The sequence below is a fragment of the Streptomyces sp. NPDC047022 genome (assembly GCF_040644155.1).
In the GTDB taxonomy this organism is placed as follows: domain Bacteria; phylum Actinomycetota; class Actinomycetes; order Streptomycetales; family Streptomycetaceae; genus Streptomyces.
In genome coordinates this window covers 11,875-34,421 of the sequence record NZ_JBEYVV010000001.1, presented here as the reverse complement: position 1 = coordinate 34,421, position 22,547 = coordinate 11,875, and the positions used below count along the sequence as shown (strand labels likewise).

The window sequence follows — 22,547 nt, the reverse complement described above, 5'->3', positions numbered from 1 at the left end:
CCGCCGGTCACAGCTTGCCGCCCCGCGTGCCGTCGCGCCGGGCGGGGGCGATGAGCGTCGACAGATAGGGCAGCGGGCCGCCGTCGAGATCGGAGGCGGGCCGGATGGACTCCCCGGGCAGCCCGAGAGCGGAGCCCCACACGGCGTCGTCGAGCCGCCCGGTCTCCCGCAGGATCCCGGCGATCTCCCGAGCCTGACGCCCGAACTTGTACGCCACGACCGTGCCGGGCCCTTCCAGCGCGTCCTTCAGCACACCTGACCCGGCGGTCACGGGCACGAGCGTGAGCGGCTCGGTGCCCTCGGTCAGCACGGCCCCGGACCGTGCCGCGAGGTCCTGCATGGCGGTGATGCCGGGCACGGTCTCGACGACGGTCCCCGGCACGAGCTCCTGCACGGTCTGCGCGAGATAGGTGAACGTCGAGTACACGTTGGGATCGCCGATGGTGGCGAACGCGACGGCCGAGTGCTCCTGAAGGAGGCGGGCCACGCGCTCCCCGGCCGTGTCCCAGGCCGCCTCACGCCGCGCGCGGTCGCTGCGCTCGTTGAGCGCGAACACGACACGTACGGTCTTCTCCTTCGGCACGTAGTGCAGCACGGTCGACTCGGCCCGCCCGGGCTCCCCGCCGTCCGTCCCGTCTGCACCGGCCATCACGGGCACGACGACGACATCGGCGTCCCGCAGAGCGTTGACGCCCTTGACGGTCACCAGCTCCGGGTCCCCGGGGCCCACCCCGACTCCGGTCAGCCTGCTGCTCATGACGTCCGGCACCTCTCCACGAACCGACGGGCCACACCGGGCTCGGCGGCCCAGTGCGTGTGCAGATAACTCGCGTGCACACCGCGTTCTACGAAACCTTCGACGCGCCGGAGGGGGGCGCGCATCCCCCAGGCGGGAGCCGCCCCGGCACCGGGCTCCACGACGGTGCGGTGGAACTCGTGCCCGCGCATCCGCGTCCCCTCCGCGGCCAGCACGCTGTCCCCCACGGCCACCGCGTCCCGGTAGCCGAGCGTGAGCCGCTCACTCATACGGGCCCGCGCGTCCAGCACCCCGCACATCGGCCGCCCGTCCAGCTCCCGGCACAGATACAGCAGCCCCGCACACTCGGCGGCAACAGGCGCCCCGCTCAGGGCGAAGTCGGCGACCGCCTTGCGGAGGGGGTCGTTGGCGGACAGCTCGGAGGCGTACACCTCCGGGAACCCGCCCCCGATGACGAGCCCCCGCGTCCCTTCGGGCAACCGCTCGTCCCGCAAGGGATCGAACGGGACGACTTCGGCACCGGCGGCGGCGAGCAGCTCGGTGTTCTCGGCATAGGAGAAGGTGAACGCGGCCCCACCGGCGACGGCGACCTTGACAACGCCGGTCACATCCAGCCTGTCCGGGGGCACCTCTCTGCTCGTGGGCCCGGGAGCGGGGGCCCCCAGAACCTCAGCCGCGTTCCAGGCCGCACCGGGCAACGGACCCGCACTGCGGGCAAGTTCGGCCAGCGCGGCGAGATCGCACCCCTGAGCCACCTGTGAGGCCATGGCCTCCACGGCCTCGACCGCTTCGGCCCGCCGCTCGGCGACCGGCACCAGCCCCAGGTGCCGCGACGGCGTGCCGACCTGATCAGCCCGCCGCAAGGCGCCGAGCACAGGAACCCCGGCGGCATCCAGCGCCTCCCGCAGCAGCGCCTCGTGCCGGTCGGAAGCGACCTTGTTCAGGATCACGCCCCCGACCCGCACCTGAGGATCCCAGGACGCGAACCCGTGCACCAGCGCGGCCACCGACCGGGACTGCGAGGACGCGTCGACCACGAGCACGACGGGTGCCCGCAGCAGCTTCGCCACATGCGCGGTGGAGGCCAGTTCGCCCTCCCCGGCGGCCCCGTCGTACAGCCCCATCACACCCTCGACGACCGCGAGGTCACACCCGCGCGACCCGTGCAGGAACAGCGGGGCGACCAGCTCGGGCCCGCACATGTACGCGTCGAGGTTCCGCCCCACGCGCCCGGTGGCGAGCGCGTGATACCCGGGGTCGATGTAGTCGGGCCCGACCTTGTGCGGGGACACGGCGAGCCCCCGCGCGGCGAACGCGGCCATCAGCCCCGTGGCGACGGTGGTCTTGCCGCTGCCGGAGGCGGGAGCGGCGATGACCAGCCGGGGCACGGACGAGGACGTCACCACTCGATGCCTCTCTGGCCCTTCTGGCCGGCGTCCATCGGATGCTTGACCTTGGACATGTCGGTGACGAGGTCGGCGAAGTCCACGAGCTTCGCGGGCGCGTTCCTCCCGGTGATCACGACATGCTGGGTGCCGGGCCGGTGGCGCAGCACGTCCACGACCTCGTCGGTGTCGACCCATCCCCAGTGCATGGGGTACGCGAACTCGTCCAGCACGTACAGCTTGTACGTCTCGGCGGCCAGGTCACGCTTGACCTGCTCCCAGCCCTCCCGGGCCTTCTCCTCGTTCGTCGAGTTGTCACCCTGGATGTCGCGCTGCACCCACGACCAGCCCTCGCCCATCTTGTGCCAGTCGACGGTCCCGCCCTCGCCGGACGCCCCCAGCACCCGCAGCGCGTTCTCCTCGCCGACCTTCCACTTCGCCGATTTGACGAACTGGAACACCCCGATCGGCCAGCCCTGGTTCCAGGCGCGCAGCGCGAGCCCGAAGGCGGCGGTCGACTTGCCCTTCCCGATGCCCGTATGCACGACGACGAGCGGACGGTTGCGCCGCTGGCGGGTCGTCAGACCGTCCTCCGGCACGACACTGGGCTGTCCCTGCGGCATTACGCGGCCCTCCTCGAAGTCCTCTGCGTCCCCTGCACTTCCCTGACCAGACCGGCGATCGCGTCGGCCCGCAACTCGTCCAGCGAGACGGCCGTACCGCCCAACTGCCCCGCGAGCCGACCGGCGAGCCCCAGCCGTACGGGCCCCGACTCGCAGTCCACGACGACGGACGCGACCCCCTCTCCGGCCAGCAGCCCCGCCGCACGCCCGGCCAGCGCGACGGGCTCCACGCCGCCGGTGGCCCGCCCGTCCGTCACCACGACCACGAGCGCCCGCCGCGCGGGGTCCCTCAGCCGCTCGACCCGCAGCACCTCGTGAGCCTTGAGCAGCCCGGCGGCCAGCGGCGTACGGCCGCCCGTCGGCAGCGACTCCAGCCGGGCCGCGGCCGCGTCCACGGACGAGGTCGGCGGCAGCGCGACCTGCGCGTCACTACCGCGGAAGGTCACAAGACCCACCTTGTCCCGCCGCTGGTAGGCGTCGAGCAGCAGCGACACGACGGCACCCTTCACGGCGCTCATACGCCGGCGCGCCGCCATCGAGCCGGAGGCGTCCACGACGAACAGCACGAGATTCGACTCACGGCCCTCGCGCACCGCCTGCCGCAGATCGTCCCGGCGCACCACGAGCCCGGGACCCGACCGCCCCCTTGCCCGCTGGTGTGGCGCCGCCGCCTGCACGGTGGCCGCCAGATGCAGTTTGGTGAGCGTTCCCCGGGGCCGGCGCGCCGCAGTGGTGCGCCCGTGCTCGGTACGGGCCCGCGACCGCCGCCCGGCGGCACCCTCACCGATGCCGGGGACACTCAGCACCTTGGTGCGAAAGGGCTCGGAAGCGCGAACAGCCTGCTGCTCCCCGGCGCCGGAGGCCTCCGGCTGTCCGCTCTCCCCGGCCTCGGGCCGCGCGGCGGTGTCACCGCCGCCCGGACCCTCCTCCGGCGACGGCTGCCCACCGCCCCCTCCGGGCCCGTCCGGACCAGGGTCCGGGTCGTCGTCCTCCGGGCCCCCGAACTCCTCCAGCGTCTCGTCCAGCTTGTCCTCGTCAAGGCCGGGCGCGTCGAAGGGGTTGCGCCGCCGCCGGTGCGGAAGAGCGAGCAGCGCGGCCTGCCGTACGTCCTCGGCGAGCACGTCGGTCCGCCCCGCCCAGGCGGCCAGCGCGGTGGCGGTACGCGCCATCACGATGTCGGCGCGCATGCCGTCCACTTCGAAGGCGGCACAGGTCGCCGCGATCTGCCGCAGCGCGCCGTCCCCGAGCCGCACGGACGGCAGCAGCGTGCGCGCCGCCACGATCCGCGCACGCACGGCGGCCTCCTCGTCGGCCCACCGCGCGGCGAATCCGGCCGGGTCGTCGTCGTACGCGAGCCGGCGCCGCACGACCTCCACACGCTGGTCGGGCTCGCGCGAGGCGGCGACTTCGACGGTCAGCCCGAACCGGTCCAGCAACTGCGGCCGCAGTTCGCCTTCCTCGGGGTTCATCGTCCCGACGAGCAGGAAGCGCGCCGCGTGCCGTACGGAGACACCCTCGCGCTCGACATAGGAGGCACCCATGGCGGCGGCGTCCAGAAGCAGGTCGACCAGATGATCGTGGAGGAGGTTGACCTCATCGACGTACAGGATTCCGCGGTGTGCGTCGGCCAGCAGCCCCGGCTCGAAGGCCTTCACGCCCTCGGCGAGCGCCCGCTCGATGTCGAGCGCGCCCACGAGCCGGTCCTCGGAGGCGCCCACGGGCAGTTCGACCATGCGGGCGGGCCGCTGTGCACCGCTCGCCGCCTCGTGCGGCCCGTCCGGGCAAGCGGGGTCCGGGGCGCCCGGGGCGCACGAGAACCGGCACCCGGGGACCACGTCCACCGCGGGCAGCAGCGCCGAAAGAGCGCGCACGGCCGTGGACTTGGCGGTGCCCTTCTCGCCGCGCACCAGTACACCGCCGACGGCGGGTGACACGGCGTTCAGCAGCAGCGCGAGCCGCAGGTCGTCCTGGCCTACGACGGCCGTGAACGGAAAGGGGGTACTCACTTCTCGTCGCCTTCCAGATCGCCTTCGAGCTCCAGATAGGTGGCGCGCAGCCGCTCCAGCGTGTCCGCGTCCGGCTCCGCCCACAGGCCACGGTCGGCCGCCTCCAGCAACCGTTCCGTGATGCCGCGCAGCGCCCAGGGGTTGGACTTCCGCATGAACTCCTGGTTCTCGGCGTCGAAGACGTATTCGGCGCTGAGCTTCTCGTACATCCAGTCGTCCACGACCCCGGCGGTGGCGTCGTACCCGAAGAGGTAGTCCACGGTCGCGGCCATCTCGAAAGCGCCCTTGTAGCCATGGCGCCGCATCGCGGCCATCCACCTGGGGTTGACCACCCGGGCCCGGAAGACCCTGTGCGTCTCCTCGCCCAGAGTCCGGGTCCTCACCTGGTCCGGCACAGCCGAATCACCCACGTACGCCTCGGGGTTGGCCCCCGTCAGATGCCGCACCATCGCGACCATGCCGCCGTGGTACTGGAAGTAGTCGTCGGCGTCGACAAGGTCGTGCTCCCTGGTGTCGACGTTCTTCGCCGCCACCGCGATCCGCCGGAACGCCGTCTCCATGTCCCCGCGCGCCGCCCGCCCGTCGAGGCCGCGCCCGTAGGCGTAACCGCCCCACACCGCGTACACCTCGGCCAGATCCGCGTCTGACCGCCAGTTCCGCGCGTCGATCAGCGGCAGCAGACCCGCGCCGTACGCCCCCGGCTTCGACCCGAAGATCCGGGCCGTCGCGCGCCGCCGGTCGCCGTGCTGTGCCGCGTCCTCGTCCACGTGTGCCCGTACGAAGTTCGACCCGGCGGGCTCGTCCAGCTCGGACACCGCCCGTACCGCGTCGTCGATCAGCCCCACCACGTGCGGGAACGCGTCCCGGAAGAAGCCGGAGATGCGGACCGTGACGTCGATGCGGGGGCGGCCCAGCTCGGCGAGCGGCACGATCTCGAAGCCCGTGACACGGCGCGAGGCGTCGTCCCACGCCGGGCGGCAGCCCAGCAGTGCCAGGATCTCGGCGATGTCGTCGCCCTGGGTGCGCATGGCGGACGTGCCCCACACGGTGAGGCCGACGGACTTCGGGTACTCGCCGGTGTCCTGGAGGTACCGCGCCACGAGCGAGTCGGCCAGCGACTGCCCGACCTCCCAGCTCAGCCGTGACGGAATGGCCTTGGGGTCGACCGAGTAGAAGTTGCGGCCGGTCGGCAGCACATTGACGAGGCCACGGGTCGGTGAGCCGGAGGGGCCCGCCGGGACGTAGCCGCCGTCGAGCGCCCTGAGGATGTGGCCGATCTCGTCCGTGGTGCGGGCGAGTCGCGGCACGACCTCGGTGCAGGCGAACTCCAGCACCGCCACCGCGTCGGGGAGTTCGGCACCGCCGAGCACCTCCCGTACCAGGGCGGCGCTCTCCTCGGCCGCCCAGGCACGCTCCTCCATGCTCTCCGCGATCCGCCGGCACAGCTGTTCCAGCAGGTCGATCGCGTCGGCGCCCGTGCGCGAGGGACCTTCCACCAGGTCCGTCAGCTCCACCGGCACCTTCACCGGGGCGCCGGGCTCGGCCAGGAGCTCCTTCTCCTCCAGCCCGAAGTGCGCGGCCAGCGACGCCCGCAGGCCCGGCAGCGCGTTCGCCTGCCCGCCCCACACCTGCGAGGCGCGCAGCACGGCGAGCACCAGGTTGACGCGCGGCTCGCCCTCCGGCCCGCCTCCCAGGATGTGGAGGCCGTCGCGGATCTGCACGTCCTTGATCTCGCACAGATAGCCGTCGATGTGCATGACGAACTCGTCGAACTCGTTGTCGTCCGGCTGTTCGTCCACGTGCAGGTCGTGGTGCAGTTCGGCGGCCTTGACGAGGGTCCAGATCTGGGCCCGCACGGCGGGGGCCTTGACCGGGTCCAGATCCGACACGAGCGCGTACTCGTCGAGGAGCTGTTCCAGCTTGGCCAGGTCGCCGTAGGTGTCGGCACGCGCCATCGGCGGTACGAGGTGGTCGACGACCGTGGCGTGCCCGCGCCGTTTGGCCTGGGTGCCCTCGCCGGGGTCGTTGACGATGAACGGGTAGATCAGGGGCAGGTCGCCGAGGACGGCGTCCGGCGCGCACCCGTGCGACAGCCCGAGTCCCTTGCCCGGCAGCCACTCCATCGTGCCGTGCTTGCCCATGTGGACGACGGCGTCGGCGCCGAAACTGTTCTCCAGCCAGCGGTAGGCCGCCATGTAGTGGTGCGACGGGGGCATGTCCGGGTCGTGGTAGATCGCGATCGGGTTCTCGCCGAAGCCACGCGGCGGCTGGATCATCACGACGACGTTCCCGAACCGGAGGGACGCCAGCACGATGTCGTCCCCGTCCACGTACAGGCCGCCCGGCGGCTCGCCCCACGCCTGAAGCATCGCGTCCCGCAGTCCGGGCTCGAGCTTGTCGAACCAGGCGCGGTAGTCGGCGAGCGGCACCCGCGCGGGCGCGGCGGCCAGCTGCTCCTCGGTCAGCCATTCGACGTCATGTCCGCCGGCCTCGATGAGGCGGTGGATGAGTTCGTCGCCACCCGAGGGGTAGTCGGTGAGCCCGTATCCGGCGTCGCGCAGGGCGTCCAGGACGCGTACCGCCGAGGCGGGAGTGTCGAGTCCGACCGCGTTGCCCACCCGCGAGTGCTTGGTCGGATAGGCGGTGAAGACGAGCGCGATCCTCTTCTCCGCGTTCGGCTTGTGCCGCAGCCGGGCGTGGCGCACGGCGATCCCGGCGACGCGCGCGGCCCGCTCGGGGTCGGCGATGTAGACCGGGACGTCGTCCGGGCCCTGCTCCTTGAAGGAGAAGGGGACCGTGACGATCCGCCCGTCGAACTCCGGGATCGCGACCTGCATCGCCGCGTCCAGGGGGGAGAGGGCGGCGTCGGACTCGTCCCACGCGGTGCGCGAGGAGGTGAGGCACAGTCCTTGCAGGACGGGGATGTCGAGGTCGGCCAGCGCCCCGACGTCCCAGGCCTCCTCGTCTCCGCCCGCCGACGCCTGCGAGGCGTGGGTACCGCCCGCGGCGAGCACGGTGGCGACCAGGGCGTCGGCCCGGCCGAGGATCTCGTACAGCCCGGCGTCCGCGCCGCGCAGCGAACCGCAGTACACCGGAAGGGCGTTCGCGCCCTGCGCCTCGATCGCGTCGCACAGCGTGTCCACGAAGGCGGTGTTGCCGCTGAGTTCGTGGGCGCGGTAGAAGAGCACGCCCACGGTGGGGCGGCCCTCGACGCGGGTGCGCTCGCCGTGGACGCCGTACTCGGGCATCTTCTGCGGCTCGGCGAAGCCCTCGCCGGTGAGCAGTACGGTGTCGGACAGGAAGCGGGCCAGTTCCGTGAGGTTGGCGGGCCCGCCCTCGACGAGGTACCGCAGCGCCTCGGCGACGACGCCCGCGGGTGCCGACGACTCCGCCATCAGCTCGGCGTCGGGCACGCTCTCGCCGCCGAGCAGCACGGTCGGGACGCCGGACGCCTTGAGGGCGGCGAGCCCGTCCTCCCAGGCGCGCTTTCCGCCCAGCAGCCGTACGACCGCGATGTCCGCGCCCTCGACCAGGCGGGGGAGTTCGTCCGTGACGTCCACGCGGGTCGGGTTGCCGATCCGGTAGGACGCGCCGGAGGCACGGGCCGCCAGCAGATCGGTGTCGGCGGTCGACAACAACAACACTGTGCTCATGCGGGCGCTCCCGGTGGAATGAAAGGCAGTCCTTGCGGCGCGCCGGACTCGATGAGCCGCCACAGCGCGTCCGTGTCCGCGTGCTGTTCGATCAGGTCGCCGAGCCGGTCGAGCTGTTCCTCGCGCAGCCTGGCGAACGAAGTGTCGGGGGCCGGCACGAAGCGGCGGCCCGCGGCGGCGGCGACCTCGCGCAGGAAGGCACGGCGGAAGCCGTCGGACTCCAGCGAGCCGTGCCAGTGCGTGCCCCAGGTCCGGCCGACCCGGCAGCCGTCCAAGAAGGCTTCCCCGCCGGTGACTTCGGCGACCCCGTGGTGGATCTCGTATCCCTCCACGCTCTCGCCGAGTGCCTCGCCGGAGGGGCGGGTGAGGGTCTTCTCGCGCGCGAACCGTACGCGCACGGGCAGCACCCCGAGCCCGTCCACATGGCCCTGGCGGCTCTCCACCTCGTCCTCGATGTGCTCCCCGAGGATCTGGAACCCGCCGCAGATGCCGAGGACCGGCCGCCCTTCCGCGGCCCGCCGTACGAGGGCCTGAGCCAGTCGCCTCTCGCGCAGCCACTCCAGGGCCCTGACCGTGCCACGGGTGCCCGGGACGACGACGAGGTCGGCGTCGGCGAGTTCCTCGGGCCGGTCCACGAACCGTACGACGACGCCCGGTTCGGCGGCCAGGGCGTCCACGTCGGTGAAGTTGGACATGAGGGGGATCGCGCAGACGGCGATCCGCAGGACGTCCTCGCCGGCGGGCGGGGCCACGGAGGACTCGCGTACGGTCCCGCGCAGGGAGACCCTGAGCCCGTCCTCCTCGTCGATCCCGAGGCCGTGCCGGAAGGGCAGGACGCCGTACGTCCGCCGCCCGGTGAGACCGTGCAGCATGTCGAGCCCGGGCTCGAGCAGCGAGACGTCCCCGCGGAACTTGTTGACCAGGAACCCGGCGACGAGTTCCTGGTCCTCGGGGGAGAGCAGGGCGACGGTGCCGAAGAACGAGGCGAAGACACCGCCGCGGTCGATGTCGCCCACGACGAGCACGGGCAGTCGCGCATTGCGCGCGATCCCCATGTTCACGATGTCGGTCCGCCGCAGATTGATCTCGGCGGGACTTCCGGCCCCCTCACAGATCACCGCGTCATACGTGCCCCGCAACTCGGCGAGGCAGTCCAGCACGGTGCCGAGAAGTGCCTCCTGCCGTCCGCCGTGGTAGCCGCGCGCACTGAGTTCGCCCACCGGCTTGCCCATGAGGACGACCTGACTGCTGCGGTCGCTGCCCGGCTTGAGCAGGACCGGGTTCATCAGCGCGGTGGGCTCGATACGGCACGCCTGCGCCTGCATGGCCTGCGCCCGTCCGATCTCGGCGCCCTCGCGTGTGACGAAGGAGTTGAGGGACATGTTCTGCGCCTTGAAGGGCGCGACCTTGACCCCCTGCCGCACGAGCCACCGGCAGATCCCGGCCGTCACAACGCTCTTGCCCGCGTCGGAGGTGGTACCGGCGACGAGCAGTCCGCCGTTCATGCCTTACGTCCTTTCGCGAGAAGCCCTCGGGTGAACGCTCCGGACAGCATCCGGGCGCCCGCCCGCCCGGCGACACTGACGCCGAGGGCGAGCACGGTCACGCGCCTGGAGAGACTCACGGCGCGTTCGATGTCGGGGACGCGGACCGCGCGCCCCCCGCCGCCGTTGAGCACGGGCCGGTGTTCGACCCGTCCCGCGTACGACAGCGTGCCGCCCAGCCGTACCCCGAGCGCACCCGCGAACGACGCTTCCACGGGCCCGGCGTTGGGGCTCGGGTGCCGGTGGGCGTCCATACGCCAGGCGCGTACGGCCCCGCGCGGATCCGGTCCCGAGGCCGCCGCGAGGAGGGCGGTCAGACGCGCCCCCGGCCACCCGGCGACGTCGTCGAGCCGGGCGGACGCCCACCCGTACCGCTGATACCGGGGCGACTTGTGACCGACCATCGCGTCAAGGGTGTTGACGGCCCGGAAGCCGACGAGCCCGGGCACCCCGCCCACGGCTCCCCACATCAGCGCGCCCACCACGGCGTCCGAGGTGTTCTCGGCGACGGACTCGACCACGGCCCGGGCGATCCCGTCGGCGTCGAGTGCCTGCGGATCCCGTCCGCACAGATGGGGCAGACGCGCGCGGGCGGCCTCGATGTCACCCGCTTCGAGGGCGCGCCCGATGGTCCGGGCCTCTCGGGCGAGTGAAGTCCCGCCGACGACCGACCAGGTGGCGGCGGCGGTGAGGGCGATGGATCCGGCACGGGAGGGACGCACGGCCGACGCGGCGAGCGCCGCGAGGGACACGGCGCCGCCCACGCAGACGGCGGTGTGCAGCGCGCCCCGCCCGCGGTGGTCCCGCCACAGCATCCGCTCCACGGCGGACGCGGCTCGCCCGAACGCGGCGACCGGGTGCCCGCGGCGGGGATCGCCGAGCAGGTGGTCACCGAGGAGGCCGAGGCCCGCGCCGTACGCGAAGACGCGATCGGCACTCATCGGCTCAGCCGACCGCGGGGTGGGGCAGAACCCGGTCGCTGAACCTCAACAGGCAGCCGCGCATGGCGATATGTCCTCACTCAGGGTGTCCACGCCCTGGTTCGACGAGACCGGCGGTGAGAGTTCCTGGCTCCCGGGGGATCTTCTCCCCGGTGACAGTGGCGGGACCGCGCCGGATTCGCACCGGCTTCCTCTCCTGCCGCCGTATTGGCCCCGGCAGTCCACCATGTGCCCGGAACACCCGTCAACCTGCTCTTGACCTGCGATGCAGCGGTGTGCCGAGCCCCACACGGCTGAAGTGCCGTCAGTCGCCCGAATCGGTGGTTTCCGTCCCAACGCGCGAGAGTGGCCGCAGACATGGCGAACCCCCGCAGTGAAGACCACTGCGGGGGTGCGACGCGTGTGTCCGTGCCCTACGGTTTCGAGCCGTGGCGATTCAGGCCACGATCAGGAAGATCCCGTATCCGACCGCCGCCGCGCACGCCGCGAAGCACGCGTAGGCGCCGGTGGCCGCGAGGGCGGCCGCGCCGCCCTCGGCCGAGTCCTTCTTGGTGAGGCCCACGACGCCCAGGGTGAACAGGGCCACCAGAGCCACGGTCACCCCGAGGCTGACGCCGAGGACGGAGCCGAGAGCTGCCCAGTCGATCTTCATGAGTGGTGTTTCCTTAGCCGTCTCAAGCCGTCTTGGCTGTGGGTACCGTCTCGGCCGTGGTCGTCTCGACCAGGCCCGCCGGAGGCGGGATCACCGCGGCGATGGCGTTGGTGACGACGCCCGCGGGCTCCGTCTCGATGCCGTCGACGTCGTTGACGTTGTTCACGGTGACCGGCTTGCGACGGGACAGCGTCCAGATGACCCCGGCGCCCGCGACAAGCAGCACACCGGTGGTCACCGTGCCCCAGGTGCCCTGCTTGGTGAGAAGTTCGGCGCCCGCGCCGACCAGTCCCGCGGCCGGGAGCGTCAGGCACCAGGCGACGAGCATCCGGGTCGCGGTGGACCAGCGGACGACGCCGCCCTTGCGGCCGAGGCCCGAGCCCAGGACGGCACCCGAGCAGACCTGGGTGGTGGAGAGGGAGAAGCCGATGTGCGAGGAGGCGAGGATCGCGGTCGCCGCGCTGGTCTGGGCGGCGAAGCCCTGCTGCGGCGCCAGATCTGTGAGGCCCTTGCCGAGGGTGCGGATGATGCGCCAGCCGCCCAGGTAGGTGCCGAGCGCGATGGCCAGACCGGCCGAGACGATGACCCAGGTGGGAGGGTTCGAGCCGGGGGCGATGACACCGCCGGTGACGAGCGCCAGGGTGATGACGCCCATCGTCTTCTGCGCGTCGTTGGTGCCGTGGGCCAGGGAGACCAGGCCGGCCGAGGCGATCGATCCGAAGCGGTAGCCCTTGGCGGTGGCCTTGTCGTCGGCGCGGTTGCCGATGACGTACGACAGGCGCGTGGCGATCAGCGAGGCGAATCCGGCCACGACCGGTGCGGCGACCGCGGGTATCAGGACCTTCATGACGATCGTCGAGCCGTTCACCGCGGACCAGCCGGCCGAGGAGACCGCTGCGCCGATGAGACCGCCGAAGAGTGCGTGGGAGGAACTGGAGGGCAGACCCAGGAGCCAGGTCAGCAGGTTCCAGAGGATGGCGCCGACCAGGGCCGCGAAGATCACCTCGACCCGTATGCCCTTTTCGTTGATGATGCCGCCGGAGATCGTCTTGGCGACCTCCACGGAGAGGAACGCGCCCACGAGGTTCAGCGTGGCGGACATCGCCACTGCGATCTTGGGCCTCAGGGCGCCGGTCGAGATGGTCGTGGCCATCGCGTTGGCTGTGTCGTGGAAACCGTTCGTGAAATCAAACACGAGAGCGGTGACGATCACGATTCCAAGGAGGAGCGTGATGTGTTCCATTTACCCAAGCTTCTCTGGGAGGTCATTGGCCTGTGGACCGTAGGCAACCTGAGTGAACGGAAGGTGAACTGGGACAGGCTTGAGGGTGTACTAGCTGGATGGCCGACGCTCCGTCAGATGTGCGGAGGTGGCGGTCGGATTGTCGAACTAGGGCGGAATTTCGGGCTCCGGAGCCCTTTGCCCGATCTGTGGCCGCCTCGCGATGCGCCCCTTCGGACGCCCCCGAAGGCCGTCGAAGAGACGTTGGTCACTCTGTCGCGGCGCGAGGCAACCCCCTTGCGAGCGCAGGGCCTTGACGGCCAATTGCACCGATATGTCCGTTTATGAATGCGCGTCTTACGACCCCCATCGCGCCGGGCCACCGCCGAGGCAGTCCCCTGAGAGGATCGCGGCATGGCTGAGCAGCGACGCGACGCACGGGACGCAGAAGACACGACGGAGGCGGCGGAGGCGTGGCGGGACACGCCCGGTCCGCCGGTGGACGAGGTGCGGCGGGCGTGGGGCGAACTGGTCGCCACGGCCCGCCGGACCGTCGCCGAGGGACTGGTCGTCGGCACGTCCGGCAACGTCTCCGTACGGGTCGGGGACACCGTCCTGGTCACGCCCACGGGAGTGCCCTACGAACGGCTGACCCCCGAGGACACGGTGGGCGTCGACCTCGAAGGCCGGCAGGTGCTCGGCTCGCTGCGGCCCACGAGCGAGCTGCCGATGCACCTCGCGGTCTACCGCACCACCGGGGCGCGCGCCGTCGTCCACACCCACGCCGTGCACGCGACGGCCGTCTCCACCCTCGTACGGGAACTCCCGCTGATCCACTACATGGCCGGAGCGCTCGGCGGGGCGGTCCGGGTCGCCCCCTACGCGACCTACGGCACCCCGGAGTTGGCCGACCACATGCTCCGGGCGCTGGACGGCCGCAGCGCGTGCCTCCTCCAGAACCACGGGACGATCGCCTACGGCACCTCGCTCGCCCAGGCATACGACCGCACGGCACAGCTGGAGTGGATGTGCCGGGTGTGGCTCACCGCGGCGTCGGTCCCCGGACTGTCACCCGCGCTGCTCACCCCCGAGCAGCTCGCGGAGGCCGGGGAAAGGCTGCGGGGCTACGGCCAGGGGGCCCGCTGACCCCTGTGTGACACCGGCGGAGCCCGCCCACTGGCCGGGGGAGGGCCGCGCCGGGAGACTGGACGGGTGCGCACTGTCAAAGCGGCGGCCGCAGCCGTCACCGTAGCCATCGCGGCGGGCGCGGCGGGCGTCGTCGCGGGACGCTTCGCCAGCGACGCCGCGCTCAAGGCCGCCCCAGGGCGTCCGCTGCCCACGGAGCCCCGCCTCACCGTGCACTCCCTGGCCGCGGGCCGGATCGCGCTCACCCGCGACCTGGCGTCCGGCCGCCCCGGCACCTACGGCCTGTCCGGGGACGACTCGCACGCCGTCGTCGGTCCGGTCCTCGACACCGCCCCCCATTCCGCCGACACCGTCGTACGCCGCCTGGAACGGGTGACGCACGGCACACTCGAACCCGGCGACAAGGCCTGGTTCACCCCCACCCTGCACATCGGCAACCCGACCTCGGCCCTCGGCCTCGAACACGCCGACGTCGACGTGCCCGGCGAACTCGGCACCCTGCCCGCCTGGTTCGTGCCAGGGGTCCGCGACACCTGGGTGATCACGGTGCACGGGCTCGGCGCCACCCGGGAACACCCCATGAACGTCATGGGGTTCCTCAGCCGCCACCGCTTCCCGGTCCTCGACCTCGCCTACCGGGGCGACCTCGGGGCACCCAGGCCCCCGGACGGCCTGAACCACCTCGGCGAGAGCGAGTGGCGCGACGTGGACGCCGCGATCCGCTACGCCGTGCGGTACGGCGCGAGGCGCGTCGTCCTGCACGGCTGGTCCACCGGTGCCGCCATGGCGCTGTACGCGGCCACGCGGTCGGCGCTTCGCGAGCGGATCTGCGGGCTCGTCCTGGACTCGCCCGTGCTCGACTGGCAGGCCACCCTGCGGGCCCTCGCCGCGGCCCGCCGCACCCCCGGCCCGCTGCTGCCGCTGGCCGTGCGTGCCGCCCAGGGCCGTACCGGTCTGCACGGAGACCACGCCCACGCCTCCGCCGCCGTCGACCCGGCCCGGCTCCGGATGCCGGTCCTGGTCTTCCACGGCCCCGACGACACGATCGCCCCCTGGGGCCCCTCGCGCCGTCTCGCCGAGAGCCGCAGGGACCTGGTCAGCCTTCAGACCGTGCCGCACGCATCGCACGGCGCGATGTGGAACGTGGACCCCGGTGCCTACGAAGAGGCCATGCGGCGCTTCTTGACCCCGCTGATGTGACGGGCGTCTCAGTCGTCGGCCCCGTTCCCCGGTGCCGTCTCTTCCGCTTATGCCCTCGGGCAAGCCCTCTCCACGCACTCGCTGCCACCTCCTGGCCGAGCGCGCCCGCCTGCTCCGTCGGCCGCCCCGGGGCCCGCCCTGGCATTCCGTTTGGGTTTTCGGACCGTCAACCGGAAGACTGCACCTGTGACGTCCCGTACCCCGCGCGACTCCAGGCTCCGACTCGTCCGCCCGCGGCCCCTGGCCGCCACTTCCCAAGCGGTGACCCAGCACCGTACGCGCCGCCCGGCGCCCCGGCCGCCCGAGGGCACACCCCCGCCCGCGGAGCTGGCCGTGATGGCCCGCGCCCGGCTGGCGGGCGCGGCCCGTGTCGCCCACTGGGCGGGCGCCTCGCTCCGGCCGGGCCGTGACGGCGCGGCCCCGGACGACAAGGGCACCCTCTCCCACGCCACCGCCGAACGCGCCGCGGCCGACCTCGGCCTGACCGCCGCTCAGGTCAGCGCCGACTGGGACACCGCCCGCCTCGCCGGCCTCGTCGAGGTGCACGGAGACAGCGCCCGCCCCGGCTGGCGGCTGCGCGCCTGGCACCGTGACGACTCCGCCGTGCTGCGCGGCTGGGTCGCCCTCTTCGACGCCTGGTCGCTCGCCTACCCCGAGCCCGCCGACCGCGAGCACGCCGCCGTCGCCGAGGCCGTCTCGGGCATGCCCCAGGTGCTCTCCTTCCTCCAGCTGTCCGCGGGCCCCGTCCCCGTCGAGCAGCTCCTCGACCTTCTCGCGCAGCGCGTCACCGAGCTGCGCACCGAGCGCTGCGAGGTCCCCTACGGCCCCGGCCCCGCACCCGCCGAGGCGCCGCTGCACGGCGCCGCCGAGCACACCGACCTCGCCCCGCTGCTCGACTGGGCCCTAGAAGCGCTCGCCTATGTCGGCGCCCTCACCTGCGCCGATGGCCAGGCCACCCTCACCCCGCTCGGCAGCTGGGCGGTCTGGGTCAAGCTGGAGCAGATCTGCGTCGCGGCACAGAGCCCCGCAGGGAACATCGAGCAGAACGCGGAGGCGATGCTCCGCGGCTGCGCGCAGCTGCGCCCGAACGCGGCCCGCGCCGAGTACCGCGCCTGGCTCGCTGCCCGCACGGTGGGCAGCGCCGTCACACAGCTCCTGGACGCCGCCCGTGGCGAGGACGCCCTCCTGCGCGGTCTGGCCTTCGAGGCGCTGCGTGTGGTCGGGGCCCCCGCCGAGCCCGAGGTGCGCGCCGTCGCGGCCGAGACCCCGCTGCGTCCCTACGCCCTGTTGTGGCTCGCCGAGTACGACGGAACCGACCCCGAGGACGCCTACGAGGTGCTGACCCGGGAGGAGGCCACCTGGCTGTGGGTCGACACGGCAGCCGCCGTCGCCGACCACGGGGAGGCCCCGCTCCTCGTACGCCACCTGGAGTCCGCCGTGCAGCCCACGGTGCCCCAGCTCCTCGACGAGGTGCGCGCGGTCGGGCACCCCCGCACCGTGCAGGTCCTGGTCGCGCTCGCCGCCGCCCACCCGGACCCGGCGCTCGCCCGGGCCGTGCGCCGCGCCGCCTTCCAGGTCCACACCGGCGGCAGCTGAGCTGCGGTCAGAGCGCTATCTCGGGGGCGTAGGTCCCGAAGCTCCAGACGTTGCCCTCGGCGTCCCGGGCCATGTAGTCCCGGGAGCCGTGCTCCTGGTCGGTCGGGGGCATCAGGATGTCCGCGCCGTGTTCCACGGCCCGCTGGTGGTGTGCGTCGACGTCGTCCACGACGATGTACACCCCGCAGGGGCCCGCGTTCTTCATCGCCTCGTCGAAGACGCCGCCTCGGCCCTTGGAGCCCAGCATCACCGCTCCGTTGCCCTGTACCAGCTCGGCGTGCAGCACCGAGCCGTCCTCCCCCTCGTACACCGACAGCTCGGTGAAACCGAAGGCGTCCGTCAGCTGTCTGATCGCCGCCTTCGCGTCCACGTACAGCAGCGTCGGGTAGATGCTCGGCCGCCTGCCGTCCATGCCCATGCCCGCCACCCCGATCACTCCCTCCGGCGTTCCGTCCGCAACGATGACCCGCCGACCAGTCTGGCACCGGCCACCGACAACGCTCCACGGCCGCGGCGCCGGAGACCACGCGAAAACGCCGGACACAGCACGAAAGGGGGATGCCGCGGCCGTATCGCGCGCGATCCACCGTGCCCGCGCCTAAAGTGCCCCGGCCGCCGGGGCAACGAGGATCACAGTGGACGGCGTCCGCACCCAGGAAATCCGCTTGCACGCCCCCGTTAGACTGGTCCCCATGGCCATTCTCCTCGCGCATTAGACGGCGGGAACGTCCTCAGCCGCCCATCCCGCCCCAGCCCTGGAGCCTGTCCGTGATCTCCGCTTCCGGTATCGAGCTGCGCGCCGGTGCCCGCATCCTCATCGAGAACGCCTCGTTCCGCGTCGCCAAGGGCGACCGCATCGGTCTGGTCGGCCGCAACGGGGCCGGCAAGACCACCCTGACCAAGGTCCTCGCGGGCGAGGGCATCCCCGCCGCGGGCACCGTCACCCGCTCCGGCGAGGTCGGCTACCTTCCGCAGGACCCGCGCACCGGCGACCTGGACGTGCTGGCCCGCGACCGCGTCCTGTCCGCCCGCGGCCTGGACGTCCTGATCCGCAAGATGCGCGAGAACGAGCAGCGCATCGCCAATGGCACGGGCGCCACCCGCGAGAAGGCCCTGAAGCAGTACGAGCGCCAGGAGACGGAGTTCCTCACCAAGGGCGGATACGCCGCGGAGGCCGAGGCCGCCACCATCGCCGCCGCGCTCAACCTGCCCGACCGTGTGCTCGGCCAGCCCCTGCACACCCTCTCCGGCGGTCAGCGCCGTCGTATCGAGCTGGCCCGCATCCTCTTCTCCGACGCGGACACCCTGCTGCTCGACGAGCCGACGAACCACCTCGACGCCGACTCGATCGTCTGGCTGCGCGACTACCTCAAGACCTACCGCGGCGGCTTCATCGTCATCTCGCACGACGTCGACCTGGTCGACACGGTCGTGAACAAGGTGTTCTACCTGGACGCCAACCGTTCCGCGATCGACATCTACAACATGGGCTGGAAGCTCTACCAGCAGCAGCGCGAGGCCGACGAGAAGCGCCGCAAGCGGGAGCGCGCCAACGCCGAGAAGAAGGCCGCCGCGCTCAACGCCCAGGCGGACAAGATGCGCGCCAAGGCCACCAAGACGGTCGCGGCGCAGAACATGGCCCGCCGCGCCGACCAGCTGCTGTCCGGCCTGGAGGCGGTGCGCCAGTCCGACAAGGTCGCCAAGCTCCGCTTCCCGCAGCCCGCGCCCTGCGGCAAGACCCCGCTGATGGCCGAGGGCCTGTCGAAGTCGTACGGCTCCCTGGAGATCTTCACCGACGTCGACCTGGCCATCGACAAGGGCTCGAGGGTCGTCATCCTCGGCCTCAACGGCGCGGGCAAGACCACCCTGCTGCGGCTGCTCGCGGGCGCCGAGCAGCCCGACACCGGCGCCGTCGTCCCCGGCCACGGCCTCAAGCTCGGCTACTACGCGCAGGAGCACGAGACCCTGGACCCGGACCGCACGGTCCTGGAGAACATGCGCTCCGCGGCGCCCGACATGGACCTGGTCGAGGTCCGCAAGGTGCTCGGCTCGTTCCTGTTCTCCGGTGACGACGCGGACAAGCCGGCCGGTGTCCTCTCCGGCGGTGAGAAGACCCGTCTCGCCCTCGCCACCCTCGTGGTGTCGTCGGCGAACGTGCTGCTGCTGGACGAGCCGACCAACAACCTCGACCCGGCCAGCCGCGAGGAGATCCTCGGCGCGCTGCGCACCTACACCGGTGCGGTCGTCCTGGTCACCCACGACGAGGGCGCGGTGGAGGCGCTCCAGCCGGAGCGCATCATCCTGCTGCCCGACGGCGTCGAGGACCTGTGGGGCGCGGACTACGCGGACCTGGTCACCCTGGCCTGAGGATCCGCTGCTCCGGCAGCGGTGTCAGCCCCGCTTGACCGAACGGCTGATCCACTGAGTATGGATCATTCGGCCGATCCGTGATCCATCATCTGTGTGAGATCCCCTCGTACCGAGGTGTGTCCTACACGGAATTCACGGCCGATACCTTCCATCCCAAGGGCTCGGCCGTTGTGCCGCGCTGACCTGGTGCTTTCCGGATCAACCCGTTCGGACGCGTGGACGCGAAGAGGCGGAAGGCGGGATTCCGTTCGTGGATGCGCGCTCCCGTCGTCACAACCTTGTCGCATGGACCTTGCCGAATGGGTGGCCATCGCGCCCTCGAGGGGTGATCATGAGGAGACCAGAGCGCACTTCCCATGAGGAGGCACGGGTGGCCGAGACTCTGAAGAAGGGCAGCCGGGTGACCGGCGCCGCGCGCGACAAGCTCGCGGCAGACCTGAAGAAGAAGTACGACTCCGGTGCGAGCATCCGGGCGCTGGCCGAGGAGACCGGCCGCTCGTATGGCTTCGTTCACCGGATGCTCAGCGAGTCGGGTGTCACGCTACGTGGGCGTGGCGGGGCGACGCGGGGCAAGAAGGCCCCGTCGGCCTGACGCCGGGCGGCCCATCGGCTTCGGTGGTGGCCACCCGGTCGGTCGGGCGACCGGCCGGGTGGTTACTGTGCAGTCACTTGTGGATGTCGTCATGCGGCATCCTCTTCTGACCGCACCCATCGGAGGCGCCCTCATGGCATCGCTCGACCCGGTACTCGACAAGGACGGTGTACGGCTCACTGTCGACGAGGCAATCGCCACGGTGACGCTGGACAACCCGGGCAAGCTCAACGCCCAGAGCCCGGCGATGTGGCGAGCGTTGGCGGAGGCCGGGAGCAAACTGCCCGGTTCCGTGCGCGTGGTCGTGCTGCGCGCGGAGGGCAAGTCGTTCTCGGCCGGGCTCAACCGGCAGATGTTCACGCCCGAGGGAATCGAGGGCGAACCGAACTTCATCGACCTCGCGCGCAGCAGCGACGCGAAGCTGGACGCGACCATCGCCGAGTACCAGGAAGGTTTCACCTGGTGGCGGCGCAATGACATCGTGTCCATCGCCGCTGTCCAGGGGCATGCGATCGGTGCGGGCTTCCAGCTCGCCCTCGCCTGTGACCTGCGCGTCGTCGCGGACGACGTGCAGTTCGCCATGCGCGAGACCAGCCTCGGTCTGGTTCCGGACCTCACCGGCACGCATCCGCTGGTCAGCCTGGTCGGCTACGCCCGCGCGCTGGAGATCTGCGCGACGGGCCGCTTCGTCACGGCCGAGGAGGCCGTGAGCACGGGTCTCGCGAACATCTCCGTGCCGCGTGAGCAGCTCGACGACACCGTGCGGGACCTTGCGTCCGCGCTGCTCGCCGCCCCCCGGGACGCGGTGATCGAGACGAAGGCCCTGCTGCGGGGGGCCCACGGGCGGTCGTACGAGGACCAGCGCGCCGCCGAGCGCGCCGCACAGGCCCGCCGCCTGCGGGACCTGGCCGGTACCGGCGACTGACATCTCTTCCCTCTGCCGCGCCGCCATGTCCGTGGGGATGTGACGGCGCGGCAGAGCCATGTCAGCGCCCCGCAGCAATTGCTCCGGCCTGCCGCATCCGCGGCGCGCGGCCGTGCCGACGCCCTTACCGTGGGTGAGGGGAGACGACCGGAAGGGGCGTGCGGTGATGACCGAGATGACGGGGCGGAACCGGCCGGAGGTGACCTCCGAGGGCGTGGAGACCCCTCAGATGCGGGCGCCCACCCGGCGCGGCGGCGGGGACCCGGCCACACGGGGCCGGACGACCATCGCCGACGGCGTGGTGGAGAAGATCGCCGGACTCGCGGCGCGCGATGTGCCCGGCGTGCACGACCTCGGCAGCGGCCTCAGCCGCACCTTCGGCGCGATGCGCGACCGGGTGCCCGGCGGCTCGCGGGCCGCACGCGGGGTGAAGGCCGAGGTCGGCGAGGTACAGACCGCGCTCGACCTGGAGATCGTGGTCGAGTACGGGGTGTCCATCGCCGAACTGGCCCGCGCGGTGCGCGAGAACGTCATCGCGGCGGTGGAACGCATGACAGGACTCGAGGTCGTGGAGGTCAATATCGCGGTGACCGATGTCAAGCTGCCGGACGAAGAGGACGAGGAGCCGGAGACGAGGGTCCAGTAGGCGGAGGACCGCGGGAGCCTGGTATCCCGGGACCGCGAGCTGAGGAGCGCAGCATGAGCATGGCCGTGATCGGCATGATCGCCGGAATGGCGCTGGGCTTCGCCGGATACTTCGGCGGCTTCGGCGCGTTCCTGCTCGTGGCGGCCCTCGGAGCCGTCGGGTTCGTCGTCGGCCGCTTCCTGGAGGGGGATCTGGACGCCCGCGACTTCTTCCGCCCCCGCGACGACCGGCGGCGTTGACCCATGCCCGGCCCTGCCACGGAACGGGAGCCGAGTGGCGCGACGCGGCAGCCCACGGACGAGGTGGCGGCCGGTGACCGCGGGGCCACCCGGATCGCCGACCTGGTCATCGCGAGGATCGCCGCGCAGGCGGCGCGCGAGGCGCTCATGCCCCTCGCGCCGGGCGCCCTGCCCCCGTACGCCACGGTCGTCGTCCGCGGCACCGGCGCGCGCGTGCGCCTCGGCGTCGAACTCGGCTACCCCTCCGACATCGGCGGGCAGTGCGCCGCCGTGCGTCGCCGTGTCACCGAGCGGGTAAGCGCACTGGCGGGGACGGAGGTGCACGAGGTCGCCGTCCAGGTGGAGCGGCTTCATCCGGCACCGGCGCACGGGAGGACGCAATGAGCGAGTCCCAGACCCACGGCACCACCCAGAAGCTCCCCGCCGACGAGCAGCCCACGGACGGCGGATTCGGCCAGTCCGCGTCCGCTGCGGCGTACGAACCGGTGGACGGCGCGCACGGCCGCGGCGGACGCTTCTGGTCGGCGCGACGCGTCCCCGCGGGCGTCCTCGCGCTGCTCTTGCTGATCGTCGCGGGGCTCTTCCTGTACGACATCGTGGCGGTACGGGCCCACCGGACCGCCCAGCCATGGCGCCGGGACCTCGCCCGTCTGCTCGCCGAGCAACCCCTCGACGGCACCTGGGTACTGGCCGGAGCCGCCACGGTCACCGCCGTGGGCCTCTGGCTGCTGGTGCTCGCCACGACACCCGGACTGCGCGGCGTGCTCACCATGCGCGCGGAGCACCCCGACATACGCGCCGGACTCCACCGGGACGCCGCCGCCCTGGTGCTCAGGGACCGGGCGATGGAGGTCTCCGGAGTGCGGTCCGTACGCGTCCGCCTGCGCCGCAGGAAGGCGGACGTGCGGGCGGTGTCGCACTTCAGGGAACTCGACGACGTACGCGCCGACCTGGACGTGACGCTCGCGGACGCCATCCGCGGCCTCGGGCTCGCCCGGCCGCCCGCGCTCTCGGTGCATGTGCGGCGGCCCGGACGGAAGGGGTGAGGAG

Annotated in this window: 20 protein-coding genes and 1 riboswitch; of the genes, 10 read left to right on the top strand and 10 right to left on the bottom strand. The window is 72.3% G+C overall.

Annotation, left to right across the window (positions count from 1 at the left end; genetic code table 11):
• Positions 1-7 precede the first annotated feature (7 nt).
• From cobI to ABZ845_RS00115, 9 genes are all read right to left on the bottom strand, one after another.
• Positions 8-757 (bottom strand): precorrin-2 C(20)-methyltransferase, encoded by a 750-nt coding sequence (gene cobI, locus ABZ845_RS00155; RefSeq protein ID WP_360971031.1) that lies wholly within the window; start codon positions 755-757, stop codon positions 8-10.
• Complete coding sequence (locus tag ABZ845_RS00150; protein ID WP_360971028.1) at positions 754-2,163, bottom strand: cobyrinate a,c-diamide synthase; 1,410 nt, start codon at positions 2,161-2,163, stop codon at positions 754-756. Before ABZ845_RS00150 ends, cobI begins: the two co-directional genes overlap by 4 nt.
• Positions 2,157-2,765, bottom strand: coding sequence for a cob(I)yrinic acid a,c-diamide adenosyltransferase (cobO, locus tag ABZ845_RS00145; RefSeq protein ID WP_360971025.1), 609 nt, complete (start codon positions 2,763-2,765; stop codon positions 2,157-2,159). The genes ABZ845_RS00150 and cobO overlap by 7 nt, the downstream gene beginning before the upstream one ends.
• Entirely contained in the window at positions 2,765-4,771 is a 2,007-nt protein-coding gene (locus tag ABZ845_RS00140; RefSeq protein ID WP_360971023.1) for a putative cobaltochelatase, read from the bottom strand. Before ABZ845_RS00140 ends, cobO begins: the two co-directional genes overlap by 1 nt.
• On the bottom strand, positions 4,768-8,424 hold the full coding sequence (cobN, locus tag ABZ845_RS00135) for a cobaltochelatase subunit CobN (RefSeq protein WP_360971020.1): 3,657 nt from the start codon (positions 8,422-8,424) through the stop codon (positions 4,768-4,770). Before cobN ends, ABZ845_RS00140 begins: the two co-directional genes overlap by 4 nt.
• Positions 8,421-9,929, bottom strand: coding sequence for a cobyric acid synthase (locus tag ABZ845_RS00130; RefSeq protein ID WP_360971017.1), 1,509 nt, complete (start codon positions 9,927-9,929; stop codon positions 8,421-8,423). The genes cobN and ABZ845_RS00130 overlap by 4 nt, the downstream gene beginning before the upstream one ends.
• Positions 9,926-10,909, bottom strand: coding sequence for a cobalamin biosynthesis protein (locus ABZ845_RS00125; RefSeq protein WP_360971015.1), 984 nt, complete (start codon positions 10,907-10,909; stop codon positions 9,926-9,928). The genes ABZ845_RS00130 and ABZ845_RS00125 overlap by 4 nt, the downstream gene beginning before the upstream one ends.
• Before the next feature lie 99 nt (positions 10,910-11,008).
• Positions 11,009-11,151, bottom strand: a riboswitch (cobalamin riboswitch).
• 194 nt (positions 11,152-11,345) lie between these two features.
• On the bottom strand, positions 11,346-11,561 hold the full coding sequence (locus ABZ845_RS00120) for a hypothetical protein (RefSeq protein WP_360971012.1): 216 nt from the start codon (positions 11,559-11,561) through the stop codon (positions 11,346-11,348).
• Positions 11,562-11,583: 22 nt separating this feature from the next.
• The gene (locus ABZ845_RS00115) at positions 11,584-12,804 is read right to left on the bottom strand and encodes an inorganic phosphate transporter (protein ID WP_360971009.1); all 1,221 of its coding nucleotides are present in this window, start codon (positions 12,802-12,804) and stop codon (positions 11,584-11,586) included.
• A 393-nt stretch (positions 12,805-13,197) separates the two neighbouring features.
• Between ABZ845_RS00115 and ABZ845_RS00110 the strand changes: the two genes are divergently transcribed.
• The 3 genes from ABZ845_RS00110 to ABZ845_RS00100 all read left to right on the top strand — a co-directional run bounded on the left by ABZ845_RS00110 (position 13,198) and on the right by ABZ845_RS00100 (position 16,725).
• Positions 13,198-13,929, top strand: a complete 732-nt coding sequence (locus ABZ845_RS00110; RefSeq protein ID WP_360971006.1) for a class II aldolase/adducin family protein — start codon at positions 13,198-13,200, stop codon at positions 13,927-13,929.
• Between the two features lie 66 nt (positions 13,930-13,995).
• Entirely contained in the window at positions 13,996-15,129 is a 1,134-nt protein-coding gene (locus tag ABZ845_RS00105; RefSeq protein ID WP_360971003.1) for an alpha/beta fold hydrolase, read from the top strand.
• 186 nt (positions 15,130-15,315) lie between these two features.
• Positions 15,316-16,725 (top strand): hypothetical protein, encoded by a 1,410-nt coding sequence (locus ABZ845_RS00100; protein ID WP_360971000.1) that lies wholly within the window; start codon positions 15,316-15,318, stop codon positions 16,723-16,725.
• Between the two features lie 7 nt (positions 16,726-16,732).
• On the opposite strand, the gene ABZ845_RS00095 is transcribed toward ABZ845_RS00100, so the two are convergent.
• Complete coding sequence (locus ABZ845_RS00095; protein WP_360972372.1) at positions 16,733-17,143, bottom strand: VOC family protein; 411 nt, start codon at positions 17,141-17,143, stop codon at positions 16,733-16,735.
• A 350-nt stretch (positions 17,144-17,493) separates the two neighbouring features.
• On the opposite strand from ABZ845_RS00095, the gene ABZ845_RS00090 reads away from it, so the two are divergent.
• From ABZ845_RS00090 to ABZ845_RS00060, 7 genes are all read left to right on the top strand, one after another.
• Complete coding sequence (locus ABZ845_RS00090; protein WP_360970997.1) at positions 17,494-19,092, top strand: ABC-F family ATP-binding cassette domain-containing protein; 1,599 nt, start codon at positions 17,494-17,496, stop codon at positions 19,090-19,092.
• Positions 19,093-19,465: 373 nt separating this feature from the next.
• Positions 19,466-19,687 (top strand): helix-turn-helix domain-containing protein, encoded by a 222-nt coding sequence (locus ABZ845_RS00085; RefSeq protein ID WP_043439149.1) that lies wholly within the window; start codon positions 19,466-19,468, stop codon positions 19,685-19,687.
• Between the two features lie 133 nt (positions 19,688-19,820).
• The gene (locus ABZ845_RS00080) at positions 19,821-20,612 is read left to right on the top strand and encodes an enoyl-CoA hydratase/isomerase family protein (protein WP_360972370.1); all 792 of its coding nucleotides are present in this window, start codon (positions 19,821-19,823) and stop codon (positions 20,610-20,612) included.
• A gap of 166 nt (positions 20,613-20,778) precedes the next feature.
• Positions 20,779-21,258, top strand: coding sequence for an Asp23/Gls24 family envelope stress response protein (locus ABZ845_RS00075; RefSeq protein WP_360970994.1), 480 nt, complete (start codon positions 20,779-20,781; stop codon positions 21,256-21,258).
• Positions 21,259-21,311: 53 nt separating this feature from the next.
• The gene (locus ABZ845_RS00070; protein WP_360970991.1) at positions 21,312-21,497 is read left to right on the top strand and encodes a hypothetical protein; all 186 of its coding nucleotides are present in this window, start codon (positions 21,312-21,314) and stop codon (positions 21,495-21,497) included.
• Between the two features lie 3 nt (positions 21,498-21,500).
• On the top strand, positions 21,501-21,881 hold the full coding sequence (locus ABZ845_RS00065; RefSeq protein WP_360970988.1) for a hypothetical protein: 381 nt from the start codon (positions 21,501-21,503) through the stop codon (positions 21,879-21,881).
• A complete protein-coding gene (locus ABZ845_RS00060; RefSeq protein ID WP_360970985.1) occupies positions 21,878-22,543 on the top strand; it encodes a DUF6286 domain-containing protein in 666 nt (221 codons plus the stop codon). The genes ABZ845_RS00065 and ABZ845_RS00060 overlap by 4 nt, the downstream gene beginning before the upstream one ends.
• The last annotated feature ends 4 nt before the right edge of the window (positions 22,544-22,547 follow it).